Annotated in this window: 27 protein-coding genes and 1 tRNA gene; 18 read left to right on the top strand and 10 right to left on the bottom strand. The window is 60.4% G+C overall.

Translation table 11 applies throughout. The features are described 5' to 3' along the window. The first annotated feature begins 103 nt into the window (after positions 1 to 103). Complete coding sequence (locus tag B3397_RS08005) at positions 104 to 1,057, top strand: site-specific integrase (RefSeq protein ID WP_296248852.1); 954 nt, start codon at positions 104 to 106, stop codon at positions 1,055 to 1,057. A gap of 69 nt (positions 1,058 to 1,126) precedes the next feature. Here B3397_RS08005 and B3397_RS08000 read toward each other — a convergent pair whose 3' ends face one another. After that, entirely contained in the window at positions 1,127 to 1,798 is a 672-nt protein-coding gene (locus B3397_RS08000; protein WP_296248851.1) for a Bax inhibitor-1/YccA family protein, read from the bottom strand. Positions 1,799 to 1,931: 133 nt separating this feature from the next. On the opposite strand from B3397_RS08000, the gene B3397_RS07995 reads away from it, so the two are divergent. Next, a tRNA-Ser gene (locus tag B3397_RS07995) sits at positions 1,932 to 2,019 on the top strand. A gap of 51 nt (positions 2,020 to 2,070) precedes the next feature. On the opposite strand, the gene B3397_RS07990 is transcribed toward B3397_RS07995, so the two are convergent. Further along, positions 2,071 to 2,286, bottom strand: coding sequence for a DUF6434 domain-containing protein (locus tag B3397_RS07990; protein ID WP_296248850.1), 216 nt, complete (start codon positions 2,284 to 2,286; stop codon positions 2,071 to 2,073). Positions 2,287 to 2,753: 467 nt separating this feature from the next. Between B3397_RS07990 and B3397_RS07985 the strand changes: the two genes are divergently transcribed. The 7 genes from B3397_RS07985 (at position 2,754) to B3397_RS07955 (ending at position 4,872) form a co-directional block, all read left to right on the top strand. Further along, entirely contained in the window at positions 2,754 to 3,002 is a 249-nt protein-coding gene (locus tag B3397_RS07985; protein ID WP_296248848.1) for a CsbD family protein, read from the top strand. 207 nt (positions 3,003 to 3,209) lie between these two features. Further along, complete coding sequence (locus tag B3397_RS07980) at positions 3,210 to 3,455, top strand: type II toxin-antitoxin system Phd/YefM family antitoxin (protein WP_296248846.1); 246 nt, start codon at positions 3,210 to 3,212, stop codon at positions 3,453 to 3,455. Beyond that, on the top strand, positions 3,445 to 3,726 hold the full coding sequence (locus B3397_RS07975; RefSeq protein WP_296248845.1) for a type II toxin-antitoxin system RelE family toxin: 282 nt from the start codon (positions 3,445 to 3,447) through the stop codon (positions 3,724 to 3,726). Before B3397_RS07980 ends, B3397_RS07975 begins: the two co-directional genes overlap by 11 nt. Positions 3,727 to 3,844: 118 nt before the next feature. Beyond that, positions 3,845 to 3,970 (top strand): hypothetical protein, encoded by a 126-nt coding sequence (locus B3397_RS07970; protein WP_296248843.1) that lies wholly within the window; start codon positions 3,845 to 3,847, stop codon positions 3,968 to 3,970. 91 nt (positions 3,971 to 4,061) lie between these two features. After that, entirely contained in the window at positions 4,062 to 4,241 is a 180-nt protein-coding gene (locus tag B3397_RS07965; RefSeq protein ID WP_296248842.1) for a hypothetical protein, read from the top strand. 33 nt (positions 4,242 to 4,274) lie between these two features. Further along, positions 4,275 to 4,442: a DUF6021 family protein gene (locus tag B3397_RS07960; protein ID WP_296248840.1), complete on the top strand. Its 168-nt coding sequence runs from the start codon at positions 4,275 to 4,277 to the stop codon at positions 4,440 to 4,442. A 157-nt stretch (positions 4,443 to 4,599) separates the two neighbouring features. Next, positions 4,600 to 4,872, top strand: coding sequence for a DUF1652 domain-containing protein (locus B3397_RS07955; RefSeq protein WP_296248838.1), 273 nt, complete (start codon positions 4,600 to 4,602; stop codon positions 4,870 to 4,872). Here the strand turns inward: B3397_RS07955 and B3397_RS07950 are convergent, their stop codons facing one another. Next, positions 4,873 to 6,123, bottom strand: a complete 1,251-nt coding sequence (locus B3397_RS07950) for an MFS transporter (protein ID WP_296248837.1) — start codon at positions 6,121 to 6,123, stop codon at positions 4,873 to 4,875. It lies immediately after the preceding gene. 179 nt (positions 6,124 to 6,302) lie between these two features. Next, complete coding sequence (locus B3397_RS07945; protein ID WP_296248835.1) at positions 6,303 to 6,599, bottom strand: DUF2790 domain-containing protein; 297 nt, start codon at positions 6,597 to 6,599, stop codon at positions 6,303 to 6,305. A gap of 642 nt (positions 6,600 to 7,241) precedes the next feature. On the opposite strand from B3397_RS07945, the gene B3397_RS07940 reads away from it, so the two are divergent. Next, positions 7,242 to 8,588, top strand: coding sequence for an OprD family porin (locus B3397_RS07940; protein WP_296248834.1), 1,347 nt, complete (start codon positions 7,242 to 7,244; stop codon positions 8,586 to 8,588). 171 nt (positions 8,589 to 8,759) lie between these two features. Here B3397_RS07940 and B3397_RS07935 read toward each other — a convergent pair whose 3' ends face one another. Continuing rightward, entirely contained in the window at positions 8,760 to 9,911 is a 1,152-nt protein-coding gene (locus tag B3397_RS07935; protein ID WP_296248832.1) for an aldose epimerase family protein, read from the bottom strand. A gap of 246 nt (positions 9,912 to 10,157) precedes the next feature. On the opposite strand from B3397_RS07935, the gene B3397_RS07930 reads away from it, so the two are divergent. The 3 genes from B3397_RS07930 (at position 10,158) to araH (ending at position 13,770) form a co-directional block, all read left to right on the top strand. Beyond that, positions 10,158 to 11,159, top strand: coding sequence for a substrate-binding domain-containing protein (locus B3397_RS07930; RefSeq protein ID WP_296248831.1), 1,002 nt, complete (start codon positions 10,158 to 10,160; stop codon positions 11,157 to 11,159). Positions 11,160 to 11,281: 122 nt separating this feature from the next. Continuing rightward, the gene (araG, locus tag B3397_RS07925) at positions 11,282 to 12,781 is read left to right on the top strand and encodes an L-arabinose ABC transporter ATP-binding protein AraG (protein ID WP_296248830.1); all 1,500 of its coding nucleotides are present in this window, start codon (positions 11,282 to 11,284) and stop codon (positions 12,779 to 12,781) included. A 23-nt stretch (positions 12,782 to 12,804) separates the two neighbouring features. Beyond that, a complete protein-coding gene (gene araH / locus B3397_RS07920; protein ID WP_296248829.1) occupies positions 12,805 to 13,770 on the top strand; it encodes an L-arabinose ABC transporter permease AraH in 966 nt (321 codons plus the stop codon). A gap of 50 nt (positions 13,771 to 13,820) precedes the next feature. Here the strand turns inward: araH and B3397_RS07915 are convergent, their stop codons facing one another. Both B3397_RS07915 and B3397_RS07910 read right to left on the bottom strand, forming a co-directional pair. Continuing rightward, a complete protein-coding gene (locus B3397_RS07915; protein ID WP_296248828.1) occupies positions 13,821 to 15,173 on the bottom strand; it encodes a GntP family permease in 1,353 nt (450 codons plus the stop codon). Positions 15,174 to 15,273: 100 nt separating this feature from the next. Next, entirely contained in the window at positions 15,274 to 15,804 is a 531-nt protein-coding gene (locus B3397_RS07910; protein WP_296248826.1) for a gluconokinase, read from the bottom strand. A gap of 183 nt (positions 15,805 to 15,987) precedes the next feature. Here B3397_RS07910 and B3397_RS07905 point away from each other — a divergent pair, with 183 nt between their 5' ends. After that, positions 15,988 to 17,004, top strand: a complete 1,017-nt coding sequence (locus B3397_RS07905; protein WP_296248825.1) for a LacI family DNA-binding transcriptional regulator — start codon at positions 15,988 to 15,990, stop codon at positions 17,002 to 17,004. Between the two features lie 85 nt (positions 17,005 to 17,089). On the opposite strand, the gene B3397_RS07900 is transcribed toward B3397_RS07905, so the two are convergent. Then, complete coding sequence (locus B3397_RS07900; RefSeq protein WP_296248823.1) at positions 17,090 to 17,314, bottom strand: DUF1161 domain-containing protein; 225 nt, start codon at positions 17,312 to 17,314, stop codon at positions 17,090 to 17,092. Positions 17,315 to 17,447: 133 nt separating this feature from the next. Next, positions 17,448 to 17,663 carry a dodecin gene (locus B3397_RS07895; protein ID WP_296248819.1) on the bottom strand — a complete coding sequence of 72 codons (216 nt, stop codon included), beginning with the start codon at positions 17,661 to 17,663 and terminating at the stop codon, positions 17,448 to 17,450. Between the two features lie 148 nt (positions 17,664 to 17,811). On the opposite strand from B3397_RS07895, the gene B3397_RS07890 reads away from it, so the two are divergent. Then, a complete protein-coding gene (locus B3397_RS07890; protein WP_296248817.1) occupies positions 17,812 to 18,132 on the top strand; it encodes a DUF883 family protein in 321 nt (106 codons plus the stop codon). Here the strand turns inward: B3397_RS07890 and B3397_RS07885 are convergent. Beyond that, entirely contained in the window at positions 18,129 to 19,025 is an 897-nt protein-coding gene (locus B3397_RS07885; RefSeq protein ID WP_296248816.1) for a LysR family transcriptional regulator, read from the bottom strand. The genes B3397_RS07890 and B3397_RS07885 overlap by 4 nt on opposite strands. Before the next feature lie 109 nt (positions 19,026 to 19,134). Between B3397_RS07885 and trpB the strand changes: the two genes are divergently transcribed. The 3 genes from trpB (at position 19,135) to B3397_RS07870 (ending at position 21,811) form a co-directional block, all read left to right on the top strand. Beyond that, positions 19,135 to 20,361, top strand: a complete 1,227-nt coding sequence (gene trpB / locus B3397_RS07880; protein ID WP_296248814.1) for a tryptophan synthase subunit beta — start codon at positions 19,135 to 19,137, stop codon at positions 20,359 to 20,361. After that, entirely contained in the window at positions 20,358 to 21,170 is an 813-nt protein-coding gene (gene trpA, locus B3397_RS07875) for a tryptophan synthase subunit alpha (protein ID WP_296248813.1), read from the top strand. Before trpB ends, trpA begins: the two co-directional genes overlap by 4 nt. A gap of 122 nt (positions 21,171 to 21,292) precedes the next feature. Further along, positions 21,293 to 21,811, top strand: a complete 519-nt coding sequence (locus B3397_RS07870; protein ID WP_296248811.1) for an anti-virulence regulator CigR family protein — start codon at positions 21,293 to 21,295, stop codon at positions 21,809 to 21,811. The last annotated feature ends 49 nt before the right edge of the window (positions 21,812 to 21,860 follow it).

Below are 21,860 nucleotides of genomic sequence, written 5' to 3'. Positions count from 1 at the left end.
CCTTGGGGGGAATTGAATTCCAGCTTAAACCTTTCACTGGGCCTGTGCATACCTGGCGTCCTGCTCGACCGGCAGTCCACCCCCGCAGGCTCGCAATGCTAGAATGGCGGCCCCTGATTATCGCCAGCCCAAGGATCGCCCCGGTTTGTCTGACCTGCAAAACCCTCTGCTGCAATACCTCGCTCGGTTGATGCCGTCCAGCCGCATGACCATGCAGTACGTGCTGCAGGATGCTGCCGACCGGCTTGGCTTCGGCGATACCGACATCCGCGACGTGCCATGGCATCTGCTGGAACCCGGTCATATCACTCTGCTGGTGGCCGTGCTGCGCGAAGATGGCTACGCCCCCAACACCTCATCGCTGTACGTCAATGCGGTGCGTGGGGTCATGAACGAAGCCTGGCGCCTGAGCCTCATCAGCCAGGATCAGTTGCTCAAGATCCGCTCGGTGAAGGCTTCTCCGGGCACGCGACTGGGCAATGGTCGCAACCTCAAGCGCAGCCTGATCCGCGAATTGATGGATGCCTGCGCCAGTGACCCCCGCCCTCAAGGCCTGCGTGATGCAGCGGTGATCGCGATCCTGTACGGCACCGGCATGCGCAAGTCCGAGTCAGTCAACCTGGATCTGGCCGAAGTGAACATGGCCGAGCGCAGCCTGCGGGTCATGGGCAAGGGCAACAAAGAGCTGATCAAGTACGCTCCCACCTGGGCGTTCGACAAGCTCAACGCCTGGCTCGAGCTGCGCCGCAGTCAATTGCCGGAAGGGCAGGCGGACGACACCTTTCTGTTCAATCGAATCCGCCGAGGCGCTCACATCACCCGTGAGCGCATCACCAAGCACGCGATCTACTACATTGCCCGGCAGCGCGGTGCAGAGGTGGGGGTAAAGATCATGCCCCATGACTTTCGCCGTTCGTTCATCACTCGGGTGATCGAAGAGCACGATCTCTCGATTGCGCAGAAACTGGCGCATCACACCAATATCCAGACCACCGCCGCCTACGACATGCGTGACGACAACGAGCGGCGTCGTGCGGTGGATCGCTTCGACCTCTGAGTGTGCGCCGCCCGTTCTGCAGACCAAAAAAAGCCCGCCGAAGCGGGCTTTATCATGTGTCGGACGGTATCAGTCGTCGCGACCCATGATACCAAACAGTTGCAGCAGGCTGACGAACAGGTTGTAGATCGAAACGTAGAGGCTGATGGTAGCCATGATGTAGTTACGTTCGCCGCCATGAATGATGGCGCTGGTCTGGAACAGGATGCACACCGACGAGAACAGCACGAAGCCGGCGCTTATCGCCAACTGCAGGCCGGCGATTTGGAAAAAGAAGCTCGCCAGTACCGCACCCAGCAACACGAAGAAACCAGCGGTGATGAAACCGCCCAGGAAGCTCATGTCCTTGCGAGTGATCAGCACGTAGGCCGACAGGCCGCCGAACACCAGAGCAGTCATGGCAAATGCCGAGCTTACCACTTCAGCGCCGCCCTGCATGCCGAGGTAACGGTTCAGGATCGGGCCCAGCAAGAAGCCCATGAAGCCGGTCAGAGCGAAGGTCGACACCAGACCCCACGCCGAATCACGCAACTTGTTGGTGAGGAAGAACAGACCGTAGAAGCCGATCAGCACGACGAAGATATTCGGGTAGCCGACGCGCATCTGTTGTGCCACGAAAGCCATCACGCCGCTGAAAGCCAGGGTGAGGGCCAGCAGGCCGTAGGTGTTGCGCAGGACGCGGCTAACTTCTAGCTGCTGCGCCTGCGAGCCTTGATTAACTGCATAATCCTGTTCGCGCATGGCGAGACTCCTTAGGGTTTGAACACGTCTGAAACGTTCAGATGCAAAGATCATAACAGACCCATGCAAGGCGGCTACACAGAGAGTTTGACAGTGTGTTTCATTACGGTATTATGGCGCCCGCAAAGCAGCTGGAAGCGTGGCCGAGTGGTTTAAGGCAACGGTCTTGAAAACCGTCGATGGGCAACTATCCTAGAGTTCGAATCTCTACGCTTCCGCCATATCTAGTAAGAAAAAGCCCCGGTAATCCGGGGCTTTTTCGTTTCTGGCCGTCAATCCCCGGCCGCATGGCGACGTTTCCATTCATCCGCCACGTCCCCCATCGATGCAGGCCCGGTGTCGGCGATCCACGCCATGAACGGCCGATCGAACTTGAACGCATCGCCACACTGCTCGATCAGAAATCGACGAACGTTCTGGGTTTTCCGAAAATTCTTGTCCAGCGCGGTTGCCCGCGTAATCGTGCTTGCGTGCCAATCAAAAGCCATTGTTTGTCCCTGACAATAAGTAGTGGCGGACAGTCAGGATAATGGGTCAGAACAGGGTGGTCACTACGAGGAGTATTGCCAGCGACGGTGGCGGCACATGAACTGTGCTGCAGCCGGGTAGGGAGGAAGGCTCGGACAAGGCCGAGCCGAAACTGTCAGAACACCAGCTTGAACAGGGCGATCACAACGATCAGGCCAATCAGGAAGATAATACCGACGGTGCTACCAAGAAACTTCAACATACAGACTCCAGATCACTTCATTGTGTTAACCACTCTGACTCTGGCGTAGGGCGGGTCGTTCCAAATAATGTGGGTTGAGTTGAGGAGATGCTCGTTCTCGCTGCCCAACTGAACCCCACGGAACTATTCCCAACCGCGGAGCCCCTAATGCATGCAGCAGGCTCCGGTCGAAGTGTCTGGAATGTTCCTGGAACTGCGAACAGGCAAACCACGGTAGGATTAACCATGAAAAGTGAGCAGATCGAAGGCGTCGCCGAAAAAGTAGCGGGTAAAGCCCAGGGCGCAGTGGGTAAACTGTTTGGTGATTCGAAGCTGGAAGCCGAGGGCGCCGGTCACGAGGTGGCGGGTCAGCTCACCAAGACCTACGGTGATGCACTGAACAATGTCTCGGTTTTCGTCAAGGAGAAGCCGATCGCGGCACTGGCCATCGGTGCTGCAGTGGGCGTGCTGATCAGCCGCTTCCTGCGTCGCTGAGCCGGTAGCGCGGCTGCTCGAAGCGGGCAGCCTCAGCTTTACACAAAGCCCTGTTCGACAGGGCTTTGTCGTGTCTGGCGGTCGGTGAACGCTTGCTGACTGGGTGACCAGACCCGAGCATGTGTTCCAGGCATGGCGTTGAAAGAGACACTTGCTATCTGCTCAGGATAAAGACCAGAATAAAGCCCTGAAAAGAGGGCTATCTCCATGCAAAATGTTTTCGCCGATATTGCTGTGAGCGTTTCGGAGCTTAAAAAAAATCCGTCTGCCATCATGTCGAGTGCCGACGGGATGCCGGTCGCTGTGCTCAATCACAATCGTGTGATGGGCTATATGGTGCCCGCAGAGCTCTACGAATCGATGATCGAGCGCCTCGACGACCTGGATCTTGCGAAAGTGGTCGAGTCCCGCGCTAGCGAACTTCCCATCCCGGTAAGTCTGGATGACCTATAAGCTCGAATTCCTTCCCTCCGCGCTCAAGGAGTGGGGAAAGCTGGGACATACCATTCGAGATCAGATCAAGAAGAAGCTGGCCCAGCGACTCGACGCGCCCAAGGTACAGGCCGATGCGCTGCACGACTTGCCCGGTCACTACAAGATCAAGCTCAAAGCGTCGGGGTATCGTTTGGTTTACCGCGTCGAGGATGAGCGCGTGGTGGTGATCGTGGTTGCGGTAGGGAAGCGCGAACGGGGTACTGTCTACCGCACAGCTCAGGACCGTTAGCAGGTTATCGAGTTTTCGGGCTTGTCACTCGCACGCGGCGCCAAGGCTGCCTAACACCGATTGAACCCCTGCGCCGTGTTGTGGCCCCAATCTAGAAGCCCTAATGCGGAGCAGTACGATGACCGACCCTAAGCAACCTCCTGCCGAGCCGGAACAGAAAGACACTCCGGCGCATTCCACTCCCGAGGAAAAGGAGCGCCTGAAAGACTTCAACAAGAACGGCATACCGCCGGGTGCCTCTTGATTCAACCGCTCATCCGGTCGCCCGCACGCCTGACCTCGGGCGCCTCTCAAAATCATAGGGTGCGGAAAATCCGTTCCCACTGGAGGTGTTCATGAACAGCCAATCGCACACTATCAACGCCGGCGGCCCCGACGTACAGCCGGTGCCGACCGACCCATCGCTGGATCCCGAGTCGGAAGACCTCGTTGATGCGCCAATTCCCAGTACCGAAGACCGGCCCGAGGATTGGGTATCTCCTATCGACGACCCCAATGTTCCAAGCTCGAACTGAGCATTCAGCACTTAGTTGTTACAAGGAGCGACAATGACTACTGCAACTCACCCCGACGACGAACTGGGTTTCGACCCTGACTCCCCGGACGTCTCCGACCCTCAGGTCGATCCTCCCAAGCCGGCCAAGAAGCCGGAGTCGCAAGAGACCGGCGAGGGCAATGGCGGGGATGACTATCCGCCCTACGGGACCGATCAGTGATCGACGACGCCAATCGTTACAAACAGTCCACGCAGAGCAATTCCAATGCTCTGCGTGGCGCTGTGCGCTACGTTGATCCGAAGAAATCTCTACGCACATCTACCCAGGATTGTGCGAAAGTGATGGCCTTATGAATCAGCCGCCAGGAGGACTCGCCATGATCCCGACTACCGAGATGCGCCGCATCGTCGAGTCGAGCTTTGGCCCGCTGAAGTGCCATTGCACATTGAATCCCGGTGGAACGATGACGGTGGAAGTGTCGGACCCGGCCACCGGCCAGGTCGATCTGTTGATGGTCGGCATCGACACCAAGCCGTTGACCACCAGCCGCGCCATCGCCGATCTGGTGGCCGAGCTACGCGCGGACCTCAAGGCCAATCAGGAGTGGTTCGGCCGATACGACGGCCGAGACGCCACCGGCAAGCATTGATCAGACCCGCGCTTTCTCCTGTGCGGGGATCGCCTGCTCGTTGTTCTCGATGGCCCATAGTGGCCTGAACAGGCGCGTCCACAAGCCCACGATGGCCAGGGTACTGATTGCCCCGAACAACGCCGCCGGTACCGTGCCCAGTGCCGTTGCGCTGAGCCCCGCACGAAACTCGCCCAGCTCGTTGGATGAGCCGATGAACAGCATGTTCACAGCGCTCACGCGCCCGCGCATGTCGTCTGGGGTGGCGAACTGGATCAGCGACGAGCGGATGTACACGCTGATCATATCGGCGGCGCCGGCAATCAGCAGTGCGATGCAGGACACCCAGAACCAGGTAGACAGGGCGAACACCAGGTTGGCGACGCCGAAAACCCCGACGGCCAGGAACATGCGTTTGCCCATTTTCGCGTTCAATGGCCGGATGCTCAGATAGAAGCCCATCGCCAATTCACCTACCGCGATGGCGCTGCGCAGCAACCCCAGGCCCGCTGGTCCGACATGAAGAATCTCGGCGGCATAGATCGGCAGCAGCGCAACCACACCCCCGAGCAGTACCGCGAACAAGTCCAGTGAGATCGCCCCGAGGATGATCGGCCGCGACGTGATGAAACGGATTCCGGCGGTGAAACGGGTGACCGCAGTGGTCTGGTCGTCGACGGGGCGCGGGATCTTGACGCTTGGTACCCATTGCAACAGCACCACGCCAGCGGCGAAGCCGAGCAGACAGATGCCGAACGTCCAGCCGCCTAGTCCCGCGTAGAGCAGGCCGCCCAGCAAGGGACCAGCGATGACGGCCACCTTCATGATCATGCTGTTGGTGGCGATGGCCTGGGCCAGATGCTCGCGAGCGACGATCTGCGGGAGCAGGCTTTGTACCGCAGGCCCGGTGAAGGCACGGGTGCAGCCAAATACGAACAGGGCGACGTAGTACGGCCAGGTGTCTGGAGTCTGCTTGAGTGCCAGCCACAGCAGGGCTGCCGACGAGAGCACGGACACACTCCAGCTCACTTGCAGAATACGTCGGCGGTCGAAGCGGTCCAGCAGGTCACCCGCGGGCAGCAACAGCAACACCATCGGAATGAACTGCGCCAGTCCCACGTAGGCCAGAGTCAGCGGGTGACGTGTCATGTCGTACATGTGCCAGGCAACCACAATGGCCTGGATCTGCATGGCGAACATGGCGGCGAGACGGACGAAGAGGAAAGCGCGGAAGCCAGGCTGGGAGAAGATTGCGGTGGATGAGCGTTTCAAAGTCGACGTTCTTATGGTTCGTGAGTAGGACTATGCACTCAGCGCATACGTTTCAAGATGTTTATTTGCTGAGTCAGTCTACGTCAAGTCGGCGTCGATGTGCAGTTGCAATCCCCGCCAGATGCAGGTCCCATCGGGACCGCCGCTGGCGGCGTGCGCTGTGAACCGCATGCCAGCTATCAATTCATCTGGCAGCCGTTGCCCATCACGGTGTATTGCATGTTGTGTTCCTGGCCTTTGGAATCTTCGTACAACATGGTGGCCTGAACGGGGGCGCAGACGTTGTTCGGAATGTCGCTCATGGAGATGACACGTTTGATATCCAGTTTCTGTGAATAGTCATACTGCACTGCGGGCGGAGTGCCTTGAGTACTATTCTGGGCAAGGGTGCGGTGCTCCAGACCATCTTCGGCCGAAGCCAGGGTGGAGAACAGCGAAAGGCCGGAAAGTGCAACAGCGGCGAGCAGCGTTTTCATGATGAGTACCTCGAAAGGGGAAATGTACAAGGGGTAGATAGACGGTTCGTCGATCTGTTGATGTTCAAGATACTGCGCCGACCTCCGTCGCGGAAATGGACGCTGTCAATAGCTGATATCGATGAAAGTGTGGAAGGTGTACTACACAGCGCCCGTCGATAATGACTATCGACAAACGCAATAGTGACAGGCGGCAGCCGGTGGTAAGGTGACTACCGAAGATTGAACACGCCCTCAGGCGCTTATTCTTCCCCGCGTAGTGGCTGGGGGCTTGCTCTGCTTCGACTCTCTTTGGTTAAGTTTTCAGCCACCGCACGCAAGTGTGGTGGCTTTTTTTTGAATTTTTGTCTGGCTGTGCAGTCGCTATGGATTATTACAGCACAGCGAACAGTGTGTTTCATGATGGGTACTAATAGCGCGAACAAATCAGCGCCCCCACATGATAAAAAACTCAGCCAGCGCAAATATCGTTGGCGATATAACAAGAACGAGCAACAGCGCGTGCCTGACTCTCTCGGACAGCGCACCTTGGAAGATCTGCCCAGTTGTGAATCCGAGACGTGATAGTTACCCTTGCATGGCTCATTAGTGGCCATCGAGGTGGCGGGTGCGGAACTTCTAATATTGCGTAAGGGGAACACTATGATGTCGCTGAAATGGAATCTCGTGGCACTGGCCGTGTCGGTTGGCAGCTCCCAGATGGCGCTGGCCGCAGCGGTGGAGAGTCAGTCCGAGGCCAGCGGTTTCGTCGAAGGCAGCAGCCTGAGCCTTGACCTGAAAAACTACTACTTCAATCGCGACGGCAAGAATGGCGGCGGCACCCAGAAAGACTGGACGCAAGGTGTACTGGGCAATTTCACCTCGGGCTATACCCAGGGCACCGTCGGCGTTGGCGTCGACGCCTTCGGCTACTGGGCGCTGCGCCTGGACGGAGGGGCAGGGACCTCGGGTACGGGCAACATGCCGGTGCGCAACGACGGCTCGCCCGAGGACGAATTCGGTACAGCCGGCGCGGCGATCAAGTTGCGGGTGTCCAAGACCGAGCTCAAGTTCGGCGACATGCAGCCCACTGCACCGGTATTCGGTGCAGGCGGCACACGCCTGATACCGCAAACGGCTACAGGCTTTCAATTGCTGAGCAGTGAAATCGATGGCCTGGATCTGGACGCCGGTCACTTCACTTCCGGCAATGGCGTCACCACCACCAATGGCCGGCACGGCCTGAACGCCAGCTACGCGTCCTATGGCGATGCGGGTTTGATCGATGCCAATTCGGTCAATTACGTGGGCGGCAAATACATCGTCAGCGACGCGCTCAACGTCAGTCTGTATGGCTCGGAGTTCGAAGACGTCTGGCGCCAGTACTACGGCAACGCCAACTACACCCTGCCGTTCAGCGCCGATCAGTCGCTGGTGCTGGACTTCAACATTTACCGCACCACCGATGAAGGCAAGGCTGAAGCGGGTTCCATCAACAACACCACCTGGTCGGCGCAGGCAGCCTACAGCTTCCTCGCCGCGCACACGGTTACCGTAGCGTTCCAGAAAGTCCACGGCGACACGCCTTTCGACTACGTGTCGTTCGGTGACAACGGCCCGGGCGATACCGGTGATTCGGTCTTTCTCAACAACTCGGTGCAGTACTCGGATTTCAACGGTCCTGGCGAAGAGTCCTGGCAGGTGCGTTATGACCTGAACCTGGCAACCTACGGTGTGCCAGGCCTGAGCTTCATGACCCGTTACGTCAGTGGCGACAACATCGACGGCACCAAGATGGCCGAAGACAGCCCGTATCGCGGTTATGGGTATGGTGCCGACGGCAAGCACCATGAGACCGATGTGGAAGCCAAGTACGTGGTGCAGAACGGACCGATCAAGGATATGTCGTTCCGCATGCGTCAGTCGTTCCACCGCGGCAACACGGATCAGGCCGAAGGCGATAACAACGAACTGCGCCTGATCGTGGACTACCCTATCTCCGTCTTCTGACCGCACGGCACCCCCCGTATCCGCCGCATACGCCAAACCCGTATCCGCGGCATACGCCAAACTCGTATCCGCGGCGCACGCCAGACCTGTAGCAGCGGCGTAAGCCGCGTCCACAGGCGCCGGGGTTTGACGGACGGATCGGGGGGGGGCTGGACGCGACTTACGCCGCTGCTACAGGGTGGAGAATTTCAGGATTGTGGTTTGGCGATAGGTCTGACCGGGATCCAGGCGCGTGCTGGCGAAGCCTCGCTGGTTCGGTGCGTCCGGGAAGTGTTGGGTTTCCAGGGTGAAACCACCCCAATGCGGATACACCTTGCCACCCTTGCCCTTGATGCTGCCATCCAGGAAGTTGCTGGTGTAGAACTGCACCCCTGGCTCAGTGGTGTACAGCGTCAGGGCACGCCCCGAGGCCGGGTCGGTTACCACGGCGGCGGGTTTCTTCACATCGCCTTTGCCATCCAGCGCCCAGTTGAAATCGAAGCCGCCCTGCTTGGGTTCGGCGAAGGCCAGTTGTGGGTGCTTGTCGGCAATATGCTGGCCGATCGGGGTCGGCTGCAGGAAGTCCATCGGCGTGCCCTTGACCGGTGCCAGCTCGCCCGTGGGGATCAGCTTGGCAGTGACCGGTGTGTAGTGGCTGGCGTGCAGCGTTGCCACCTGTTTCAGAATATCGCCATGGCCGGCGCCCGCCAGATTGAAGTAGCTGTGGTTGGTCAGGTTCAGCACCGTCGGCTTGTCGGTGGTGGCCTTGTACTCGATGCGCAGTTCATTGCGCTCGTTGAGGCTGTAGGTCACTTCAGTCTTGAGGTTGCCGGGGAAACCCATTTCGCCATCGGCCGAGGTGTAGCTGAAGGTTGCCGAGACGGCATCGGCGGTCTGGTTGGACTCGAGCGTCCAGACGTGCTTGTCGAAACCCTGGCTGCCGCCGTGCAGGGCGTTGCTCTTGTCGTTCTGGGGCACGCTGTACTGCTTGCCGTCGAGGCTGAACTTGCCATCGGCCAGACGATTGCCGAAGCGTCCGATGGTCGCGCCGAAATACACGGTCGGATTGGCCTGGTAGCCCTGGATATCGTCGAAACCCAGTACCACGTCGGCAACCTTGCCGTGCTTGTCGGGCACCTCGAGCGCTTGCAGGGTAGCGCCGTAGGTGATGATGCTGGCGCGCATGCCGTGGCTGTTGCTCAAGGTGATTTTTTCCAGCGCAGTGCCGTCCGGCAGGGTGCCGAAGCTTTCGCGGGTGGAAGTCAGGCTGGCGCTGTGGGCGGAAAGGGAGGTGAGCATGAATGTCAGTCCTAGGGCGCTGAGCAAGGCATGGTTTTTTAACATGGGGAACGCCTTCTATTGTTGTTTTGGTCGATACGGTCGGGCTTCGTCTGACTAATGACCGGGCAAAGCCGACGAACCTGAGGATTTATAGCCCAATATCGACCACCTGAAAAATAAATGGTAATACTATTGCTCCGTCCAACGCCGGGTGACGTTACGTTACATAGCGGCCTTCGGTTATATGGTATGACTATTCTTCGCTGTCGCTGGACGCTGTAGCTATTCAATAAAAATAAGGAGTTAGCTATGTTGAGTCGTCATGGGATTCGCTCCCTGTGCTGTGCCGCTTTGACCGTTGCCCTGGCCGGGGCCGCTGCCCAGGCCTTGGCCGAGGAAGTGAAGATCGGCTTTCTGGTCAAGCAAGCCGAGGAACCCTGGTTCCAGACCGAATGGGCCTTTGCTGAGAAAGCCGGCAAGGACAAAGGTTTCACCGTCATCAAGATCGCCGTGCCCGACGGCGAAAAAACCCTTTCTGCCATCGATAGCCTGGCCGCCAACGGCGTCAAGGGCTTCGTCATCTGCCCTCCCGATGTCTCCCTCGGCCCGGCCATCGTCGCCAAGGCCAAACTCAACGACATGAAGGTCATGGCCGTGGACGATCGTTTCGTCGACGCCAAGGGCAAGTTCATGGAGGACGTGCCGTACCTGGGCATGGCCGCGTTCGAGGTAGGGGAGAAACAGGGCGCGGCCATGGCCGCCGAAGCGAAGAAGCGCAACTGGGACTGGAAAGACACCTACGCGGTCATCAACACCTATAACGAACTGGATACCGGCAAGAAACGCACCGACGGTTCGGTCAAGGCACTCAAGGAGGCGGGCCTGCCAGAGGACCATATCCTCTTCGCACCGCAGAAAACCCTCGATGTACCCGGCAGCATGGATGCCACCAACTCCACCCTGGTGAAACTGCCTGGCGCGGCGAAGCACCTCATTATCGGCGGCATGAACGACAACACCGTGCTCGGTGGTGTGCGCGCCACTGAAAGCGCCGGGTTTGCGGCCGCCAATGTGATCGGTATCGGCATCAACGGCACCGATGCCATCGGCGAGTTGAAGAAACCCAATAGCGGCTTCTTCGGTTCGATGCTGCCCAGCCCGCATATCGAAGGCTACAACACCGCCAGCATGATGTTCGAGTGGGTCACCACCGGCAAGGAACCTCCCAAGTACACCGCCATGGACGACGTCACGCTGATCACCCGCGAAAACTTCAAGCAGGAACTGGAGAAGATCGGGCTGTGGAACTAGGCATTGGACTCAGGCGCTGAGGCAACTAGGTGATAGCGGTGCGAGGCGGGTCATATCGGTCGCCACGCAGGATTGGCGGTGATGCGGCTGGACGCGGCTTACGCCGCTGCTACGGGGGGTTTATGGTTGGGCAATCGTTACGGTTCAACGGGATCGGGAAGAATTTTCCGGGTGTGCGCGCGCTCTCGGACATCAGCTTCGAGGCGCGACCGGGCAGTGTACATGCGCTGATGGGGGAAAACGGCGCGGGCAAGTCCACCTTGCTCAAGATCCTGGGCGGGGCCTACCAGCCCAGCGCCGGCAGCCTGGAGATAGGTGGCCGCGCGGTGGCCTTCAAATCCGCTGCGGACAGCATCGGTGGTGGCGTTGCGGTGATCCACCAGGAGCTGCACCTGGTGCCCGAGATGACGGTGGCCGAAAACCTGCTGCTCGGCCACATGCCGGCACGGTTCGGCCTGGTCGACCGCGGCGCCATGGTCCGTCGGGCGCGGGAGCTGCTGCGCGGGCTGGCGGACGAAATCCACCCGCAGCAGCGCCTGGGCAGTCTGTCCCTGGGGCAGCGGCAATTGATCGAGATCGCCAAGGCGATGTCGCGCAACGCTCACGTGATCGCCTTCGACGAGCCAACCAGCAGTCTGTCGGCACGGGAGATCGATCGGTTGATGACGATCATCGCCCGATTGCGCGACGAGGGCAGGGTGCTGCTCTATGTCTCGCACCGCATGGAGGAGATCTTCCGCATCTGCGATGCCGTGACCGTGTTCAAGGACGGCCGCTACGTCCGTACCTTCGAGGCGATGTCCGAGCTCACCCACGATCAACTGGTCACCTGCATGGTTGGCCGTGACATCGAGGATATCTACGATTACCGCCCCCGCGCCCATCAAGGCGAAGCGCTCAAGGTGCAGGGGTTGCTCGGGCCGGGGCTGCAGGAGCCCATCAGCTTCACCGCGCACAAGGGTGAGATTCTCGGCTTTTTCGGCCTAGTGGGCGCCGGTCGCACCGAGCTGTTCCGCTTGCTGGCCGGCCTTGCACCGAGCAAGGCTGGCGCACTGCAGCTGTGTGGCAAGCCCCTGACGCTGAAAAGCCCTCGGGACGCCATTGCTGCGGGCATCCTGCTGTGTCCGGAAGATCGCAAGAAGGAAGGCATCGTGCCGTTGGCCAGTGTCGCCGAGAACATCAATATCGGCGCCCGCGACCAGCATGTCAGTCTCGGCTGCCTGGTGCAGGGCAAATGGGAGCGGGAGAACGCTGACAAGCAGATTCGCGCCCTGAACATCAAGACCCCGTCTCCCGACCAGCAGATCATGTACCTGTCCGGCGGCAACCAGCAGAAAGCCATTCTGGGTCGCTGGCTGTCGATGCCCATGAAAGTCTTGCTACTGGACGAGCCTACCCGCGGCATCGATGTCGGCGCCAAGGCCGAGATCTACCAGATCATCCATAACCTGGCGGCCAATGGCATTGCGGTGATCGTAGTGTCCAGCGACCTCATGGAAGTGATGGGAATCTGTGACCGTATCCTGGTCATGAGTGAAGGCGCACTGACTGGAGAGCTGGCCCGCGAGCAGGCTGACGAGTCCCGATTGCTGCAACTGGCACTGCCGCGCAGCCGCGGCTGAACAATAAAAATACCGAGGTGCTTATGTCCACGCAAAACACACTGCCGGCTCCCCGTCAGGGCCTCAACCTGCGGCGCTTTCTCGATGAGTGGGTCATGCTGCTGGCGGCGCTGGCCATCTTCGTGCTGTGCACGATGTTCATCGACAACTTCCTCTCGCCCCTGAACATGCGCGGACTGGGCCTGGCGATTTCCACTACCGGGATTGCGGCCTGCACCATGCTTTACTGTCTGGCGTCGGGACATTTCGACCTGTCGGTGGGCTCGGTCATCGCCTGTGCCGGGGTCATCGCCGCGGTGGTCATGCGCGACACCGAGAGCGTGTTTCTGGGGGTGGCGGCGGCACTGGCAATGGGCCTGGTGGTGGGGCTGATCAACGGCATCGTTATCGCCAAGCTGCGCATCAATGCGCTGATCGCCACGTTGGCCACCATGCAGATCGTTCGTGGGCTGGCCTACATCTTTTCCAACGGCAAAGCAGTGGGGGTGATGCAGGAAGACTTCTTCATCTTCGGCAACGGCCAACTGATGGGCGTACCGGTGCCCATCCTGATCACTATCCTGTGCTTCATCTTCTTCGGCTGGCTGCTCAACTACACCACCTACGGGCGCAACACCATGGCCATCGGTGGCAACCAGGAAGCGGCGCTGTTGGCCGGTGTGCACGTGGATCGGACCAAGATCATCATCTTTGCCGTGCACGGCGTGGTCGGGGCGCTGGCAGGTGTGGTGCTGGCGTCACGCATGACTTCAGGTCAGCCGATGATCGGGCAGGGCTTTGAACTGACGGTGATCTCGGCCTGTGTGCTGGGCGGGGTATCGCTGGCGGGTGGCATTGGCATGATTCGCCATGTGATTGCCGGTGTGCTGATCCTGGCGATCATCGAAAACGCCATGAATCTGAAGAATATCGATACGTTCTATCAGTATGTGATCCGCGGCACGATCCTGTTGATCGCGGTGATCATCGACCGCATGAAGCGGCGCTGAGGGGGAGGGTGGAGCGCCAGGCGCCCGGGTAGCCGGGCGCCTGGGTCGGGTCAAACGACCAGCGACAGCAGCAGGATGAAGATCAGGCCGACGACCGACAGGATGGTTTCCATCACGGTCCAGGTCTTCAGGGTTTCACTGACGGTCATGTTGAAGTACTGCTTGACCAGCCAGAAGCCTGCGTCGTTGACGTGAGACAGGATCACCGAGCCGGCGCCGGTGGCCAGCACCAGCAGCTCGCGATTGACGCCGGGGATCAAGCCGATCACGGGTGCCACGATGCCAGCGCCGGTGATCGTTGCCACCGTAGCCGAACCGGTCGCGACACGAATCACCGCCGCCACCAGCCAGGCCAGCAGAATCGGATTGACCTCGGCTTGCACCGCCATCTGCCCAATCACGTTGCCTACGCCGGTGTCGACCAGCATCTGCTTGAAGCCACCACCAGCACCGACGATCAGCACAATGGCTGCGGTCGGCGCGAGGCTCTGGTCCAGCAGCTTCATGATCTTGGCCTTGTCGAAACCGCGGGCCACACCAAAGGTGTAGAACGCCAGCAGCAAGGCGGCGAGCAGGGCGGTGATCGGGTGGCCGATGAAGTCCATCCACTGGCGGAACAGGCTCTCCGGGGCGAAGGCAATGTCAGCGAAGGTCTTGAGCAACATCAGGAACACTGGCAACAGGATGGTGATCAGCGTGACGGTGAAGCTGGGCAGGTTGGTGTTGTCCGACTCCTTGGCAATCTGATCCATCAGCTCCTTGGACGGGTTGCCCGGGATGTATTTGGAAATGAACGAGCCGAAGATCGGCCCGGCGATCATGGCGGTGGGCAGGCCTACGATCAGACCATAAAGAATGGTCTTGCCGATGTCGGCGTTGAAGATGCCGATGGCCAGCAGTGGGCCCGGGTGCGGCGGCACCAGGCCGTGAACCACGGACAGGCCGGCCAACAGCGGGATGCCGATCTTCACCAGTGATACGCCGGAACGGCGGGCAACGATGAACACCAGCGGGATCAACAGTACGAAGCCGATCTCGAAGAACAGCGGGATGCCCACCAGGAATGCCGAGAACATCATGGCCCAGTGGATCTTCGCCACGCCGAACTTGCGGATCAGCGTCTGCGCGATCTGGTCGGCGCCGCCGGAATCAGCCATGAGCTTACCGAGCATGGTGCCCAGCGCCAGGATGATGCCGACAAAGCCCAGCACCCCGCCGAAACCGTCCTGGAACGATTTCATGACCTTGACCACCGGCAGGCCGGAAGTCAGGCCCAGGAAAATGGCCGCGATGGTCAGGGCAACGAAGGGGTGGACCTTGAACTGGGTAATCAGCACGATCAAACCAATGATCGTGACCAGCGCATCCAGAAGCAGGAAGGTGTCGTGAGCTAAGCCAAACATAAAGGTTTGCCTCGTGTTGTCGTTGTTGTGGGCGCAACGGTTGTGGTTGGGAACATCAGCTACCCTGGCGAGCCCGGATAGCGCTGTCTTTGTAAACCGATCAAGCCAGCGTAGAAGCGCCGTGCTCGATCAGCCAGTTTTCCACCTGATGCGCCAGTTCCACGATGGGCTGGGTGGCATCGAGCGGCAGGGTCAGGTTTTCGCCGGTTGGCGGCTCGAGCGTGGCGAACTGGCTGTCGATCAGGCTCGCAGGCATGAAATGACCGGGGCGGTGGGCAACACGCTCGGCGGCTTCGGCGCGGCTCAGCTCGAGAAATACGAAACCCAGACCAGGCACGGCGTCGCGCAAGGCTTCACGGTATTTGAGCTTGAGGGCGGAGCAGGTCAGTACGGGACGCTCGCCAGCATTGACGCAGGCCAGCATTTCTTCACCCAGGCGTTGCAGCCAGCCTGCGCGGTCGTCGTCGTTGAGGGGAGTTCCCGCGCGCATCTTGGCGATGTTCGCTTCAGGGTGAAAGCTGTCGCCTTCGATCAGGCGGCCACCGCTTCGGCCAACAATGGCCGCACCGACGCTGCTCTTGCCGCAGCCGGATACACCCATTACCACCAAAGCGTTGAGGGGGGCATTCATCAAGTAACTCCTGCTGGGGGTACGACCGCTTGAGTATGCGGCACCCTCATCTTATTGATCTTGTCAAAGCAGTTTGGTGCAGTCTGCGCGATACGCAAGGCACGATTCATTATTGCTCTGGATTCGAGACAGCGCTACCTTACCTCAACTCTTTTTCATTGCAAGCAGATAACAACAAGAATCATGTCCCGAATCGGCTCCCGTGCTACCGGCCTGCCCACACTGGCTGAAGTGGCCAAGTTGTCAGGCGTATCCCCTATCACCGCCTCCCGTGCATTGCGCGGCGTGGCCACTGTTGCCCCGGAATTGGTACGCAAGGTTCAGGAGGCCGCGCTGGCGCTGGGTTATGTGGCGAATCCGGCAGCGCGTGCGCTGGCCTCGGCCCAGAGCCAGTCGGTGGTGGTCTTGATTCCGTCGCTGTCCAACCATTTGTTCATCGATACGCTGGAGGCCATTCACGAAGTGATGCGGCCGCGAGGTCTGGAAGTTCTGATCGGCAACTACCACTACGATGTGGTGGAAGAAGAGAATCTGATCCGCAACTACCTGGCGTATCAGCCGGGTGGCATGTTGCTAACCGGTTTCAGCCGCACCGAAGCGGCTCAGCGGATGCTGGCCAGTAGTGGTGTGCCGTGCGTGCACATGATGGAACTGGCCGGCGATGCGGGGCGGCCTTGCGTCGGCTTTTCCCAGGAACAAGCGGGCGTGGTAGCTGCACGGCACTTGCTGGGTCAGGGCCGCCGGCGCCTGGGTTATGTGGCGGCGCAGCTGGACCCGCGGGTGATGCAGCGCGCCGAGGGCTTTCGTCGTGAATTGCGTGGGGCAGGGGTGTATGACGCGCAGTTGGAAGTGATGTGTCCGTTGCCGTCGTCGATCGGTCTGGGGGGCGAGTTGTTCGCGGATCTGTTGCGGCGGCATCCGGATGTCGACGGGATCTTCTTCTGCAATGACGATTTGGCCCAAGGGGCGATCCATGAGGCGCAACGCCTGGGTATCGCCATTCCGGGGCAGGTGAGCATGGTCGGCTTCAACGACCTGCCCGGCTCGGCCCACCTAGTCCCACGCCTGACCTCCATCCGCACCCCACGCGCCGCCATCGGGCGCAAGGCCGCGCAAATGCTGCTGGCACGGCTCGACGGCAAGGCATGCCCGGCCGAAGCCGTGGACCTAGGCTTCGAACTGGTGATCCGCGAAAGCTGACCCCTACTTCCCAAGGCCGCACGTACAGCGGCATACCCGTAGGAGCGGCGTAAAGCCGCGAAAGCGTCCGCACGGGCATTGCGAATCAACGCTTGTAGACAATCGCCTTGGTACCACCTTCACAGGACCCCACCACTTGAAAGCCCTCATCCGGGGTGACGTTATCCACCACTTCGAGGGTGTATCCCGATGCCCCGTTGGCATCGATCTTCGCAGCGATCTCGCTTTTCAGTTCTTCACACGGCTTGCCTGCGGCGAAGGCACCGCCCGCCATACTCAGCAAACCCACAGCCAATAAAACTCGCTTCATCGGTCAAATCCTTGGTCTGGTTACAGCCGGTCAAAAACAAACGGCGAGTCTCCTGTTGTGCAGGCCGACGCGCCGAGGTGCTTTGTAGCTCAACCTATGGCAATCAGCCAGTCGGAAGATTCCGCAAATGTTGTCAGCTGTTTTCGATACGGAAGCCGACCTTCAGGGTCACCTGAAAGTGAGCAGCACGGCCGTTCTCGATATGGCCACGGGTTTCAGCCACTTCGAACCACTCCAGATGCTTGATGCTCTTGCTCGCTTCGCCCAGGGCATTGTTGATCGCGTCCTCGATGCTGGTAGTCGAGGAACCGACCAATTCGATCTTCTTGTACGTGTGATGGTCGCTCATGGTGCTCTCCTGTGGATGATTTCTTTAGCCTAGTCGCTTATCTGTGTGGGGATTTCGACGCTAAAAGTTCACACGCACTGCACTTTCGCGAAACGTCGCAGTCGGAAACTTACACACGCTACTCACCACACCGAAGGAGAGATACCCAATGGCCAGCTCGTTACGTAAAGCCTCGTTGCAAAGCATGGAAGCAGAGATCGAAAGCCTGCTTCGCTCGTTGGAAAGCCTGAAGGAGGACTCCACCGAGGAGTCGCGTAAAACCCTCAAGGCGCTGAAGGCCAATGCCGAAACCGCACTCAAGCACTCGCGCAGCCTGCTCAGCGACGCCTACGAGGAAGTGAAGGTCAAGACCAAGGAAACCGGCATCGCCACTCGCGACTACGCCCAGGAACACCCTTGGACCACCGCCAGCGTCGCCGTTGGTGCGCTGGGTCTGCTGGCAGCCTACCTGCTGTGCAAGCGTGACTAATCGACCTGGCGCTCCAGCTCTTGCCTGAGCCACTGCGCCAGCTGTCGGGCGCGCCCATCAGCGGCGCGCCGCGGTACCCATAGCGCCAGCCGCGCCGGGGTTTGTGTAAAGCCCCACGGCGCGGCCAGGCGTCCGGCCCGCAGGTCATCGACCACCAACGGCTGTGGGGCAATCGCCACGCCCAGCCCGGCGACCGCCGCCTCCAGCAAATAATACAAATGCTCGAATCCCTGCCCCTGGTTCAATGCCGCGGGATCCAGGCCGTTGCTTTGTGCCCAGCTGGGCCAGGCCTGGGGTCGCGAAGTGGTGTGCAATAACGGTTCATCCAGTAGCGCGCCAGCCTGAGCGTGCTGCAATCGCGCGTACCCCTCGAAACGCGGACTGATGACCGGGCCTATCCGTTCGTCGGCAAGCTCCAGTACGTCCATGTCCGCAGGCCACGGCGGCTCGGCGAATATCAGCAGGGCATCCAGCCCTGGGCGGCGTGGGTCCAGGTCGCCTTCACCGGCAGACAGGTGCAGGCGCAGATCGGGCAGATCGGCATTGAGGCGACCCAGCCGGGGTATGAACCAGCGCGCCAGCAGGCTGCCGGAGCAGCCCAGAACGAAGGGCGCGGCGCTGCCGGCCTGACTCAGCTCGCCACAGACCTGCCGCAATCGCTCGAAGGCTTCGCTGCTGACGTCTCGCAATCGACTGCCGGCATCTGTGAGTTTCAGGCCTCGACCTTCCTTCACGAAAAGCGCCAGTCCCAGGTGCTCTTCCAACACCTTGAGTTGCCGACTCACAGCACCGTGAGTCACGTTGAGCTGCTCGGCAGCCTGACTAACACTGTTCAACCGCGCCGTCGCTTCAAAGGCGCGCAAGGCATTCAGGGGAGGCAAGTCTCGGCTCATGGATGTGTGAGTTTTCCTGACAGGTTGATGCAATCTTATCGGTTTTAATCATGGGCTGTCATCGGTAAAGTAAACCCATTGCAGCCCATTTCCCTGCCTGGAGCCTCACATGACCCAGACCCATCTTCGCACCGGCCCCGACGCCAACGGCCTGTTCGGCGCTTTCGGCGGTCGCTACGTTGCTGAAACCCTCATGCCACTGGTGCTGGACCTGGCCCGTGAATACGAAGCAGCCAAGGCCGATCCTGAATTTCTCGAGCAACTGGCGTACTTCCAGCGCGACTACATCGGCCGTCCGAACCCGCTGTACTTCGCCGAGCGTCTGACCGAACACTGTGGCGGTGCGAAAATCTACTTCAAGCGCGAAGAGCTCAACCACACCGGCGCGCACAAGGTGAACAACTGCATCGGCCAGGTATTGCTGGCCAAGCGCATGGGCAAGAAACGCCTGATCGCGGAAACCGGCGCCGGCATGCATGGTGTGGCCACTGCCACCGTGGCCGCCCGCTTTGGCTTGCCCTGCGTGATCTACATGGGCGCCACCGACATCGAGCGCCAGCAGGCCAACGTGTTTCGCATGAAGCTTCTGGGCGCCGAGATCGTCCCGGTGACGTCCGGCACCGGCACCCTCAAAGACGCCATGAACGATGCCCTGCGCGACTGGGTCACCAATGTCGATGACACCTTCTACCTGATCGGCACCGTGGCCGGCCCACACCCTTACCCGGCGATGGTTCGCGACTTCCAGTCGATCATCGGCAAGGAAACCCGCGAGCAGTTGCAAGAGAAGGAAGGCCGCCTGCCTGACAGCCTGGTCGCCTGCGTCGGCGGCGGCTCCAACGCCATGGGCCTGTTCCACCCATTCCTGGATGACGCCAGCGTGGAGATCATCGGTGTGGAAGCCGCCGGTCACGGCGTGGATTCAGGCAAGCACGCGGCCAGCCTCAACGGCGGCGTGCCCGGTGTGCTGCACGGCAACCGCACCTATCTGCTGCAGGACGACGATGGGCAGATCACTGACGCCCACTCCATTTCCGCCGGCCTGGACTACCCCGGCATCGGTCCGGAACATGCCTGGTTGCACGAGATCAAGCGCGTGAAGTACACCAGCATCACCGACGACGAGGCCCTGGCCGCCTTCCACACCACCTGCCGACTGGAAGGCATCATCCCGGCACTGGAGACCGCCCACGCCCTGGCCGAAGCGATCAAGCGCGCGCCGAGTCTGCCCGCCGATCACCTGATGGTGGTGTGCCTGTCGGGCCGCGGTGACAAGGACATGCAAACCGTCATGAGCCACATGGGCGCCCACGACTCGCAGGAGAAACTGGCATGAGCCGTCTCGAACAACGCTTCGCCGATCTGAAGGCCGAAGGCCGTGCTGCGCTGGTGACATTCGTCACCGCAGGCGATCCTGGCTACGATGCCTCGCTGGCCATCCTCAAGGGGTTGCCTGCCGCAGGCGCCGATGTGATCGAGTTGGGCATGCCCTTCACCGATCCGATGGCCGACGGCGTGGCCATTCAGTTGGCCACCCTGCGCGCACTCAACGCGGGTCAGACGTTGGCGAAAACCCTGCAGATGGTCCGCGAGTTCCGTGTGGAGAACAGCACCACGCCGATCGTATTGATGGGTTACTACAATCCGATTCATCGTTTTGGCGTTGAGGCCTTCGTGGCCGACGCCAAGGCCGCAGGCGTAGACGGCCTGATCATCGTCGACCTGCCACCCGAGCACGACGGGGAACTGGCCACTCCGGCCCAGGCCGCAGGGATCGACTTCATCCGCCTGACCACTCCGACCACCGATGATGCGCGCCTGCCTCGGGTTCTGGAGCGCAGCTCGGGCTTCGTCTACTACGTGTCGGTGGCTGGCGTGACCGGCGCCGGCTCGGCCACCACCGAGCACGTCGGCGGCGCCATCGAGCGTCTGCGGCGCCACACCGACCTGCCGATCAGCGTCGGCTTCGGTATCCGTACCCCTGAGCAGGCGGCGGCCATTGCGCGCCTCGCCGAAGGCGTGGTGGTGGGCTCGGCATTGGTCGACAAGATCGCCCATGCCCAGCATCACGGCCAAGCCGTGGAAGATGTCCTGTCGCTGTGCAGTGCCTTGGCCCAAGGGGTTCGTAACGCCCGCGTCAGCTGAGGGTAAAGTTTCTGATACAGAGGAATTAGCCTCGTTTGCGCGGGACTAACCGGCAAGACCAAGGGGAATCGAACCTGTGTTCGATTCCCCTTTTTGCTGTTCAGACGTTAAGGAACCATGCGATGAAAATGCCCAGAATCCTGATTGCCGGCTTGAGTGTGGTGATGATCGGCGTGACGCCGCTGTTGCAAGCGGCGCCGGGGAACGGGGGCCCGGGCGGCCCGGATGAGCAGCGCCAGGGCGGCCCTGGCCCGCAGCAACAGGCACATCAGCAACCGGGCAGTCACGCTCAGCACGGAAATGGCAATGGCAATGGCAATGGCAATGGCAACCGTGGCAGTCAACCCGGCGGTAATCCAGGGGCTTCGCGAGGCGGCCCGCCACAGGACTTCGGCCCGGTGCGCCAGGTCATCCAGAACAACCGCGACGCCTTCCGTCCCGGTAACCCGCCCCCGGCCAACATTCGCGTCGTCAAAGGCCAACCGCTGCCGCGCGGTTATGGCGCACGCATGGATGCCCGGGCCTTGCAGCACCTGCCCCGTTACGACGGTTATGAATGGCGCCGCCTGGGTACCGACGTGGTGTTGATCGCCATCGGTACGGGAATTGTCTATGAGGTGTTGCAGGGCGTATTGAATTGATACGCGGCTGGATAGTGCAGTGCCTGGGCTGACGCCTTCGCGGCTGCAC

Source organism: Pseudomonas sp. UBA4194, from assembly GCF_002379585.1.
In the GTDB taxonomy this organism is placed as follows: Bacteria; Pseudomonadota; Gammaproteobacteria; order Pseudomonadales; family Pseudomonadaceae; genus Aquipseudomonas.
The sequence above is the reverse complement of the archived record's forward strand: the minus strand, read 5'-3'. Positions and strand labels throughout refer to the sequence as shown.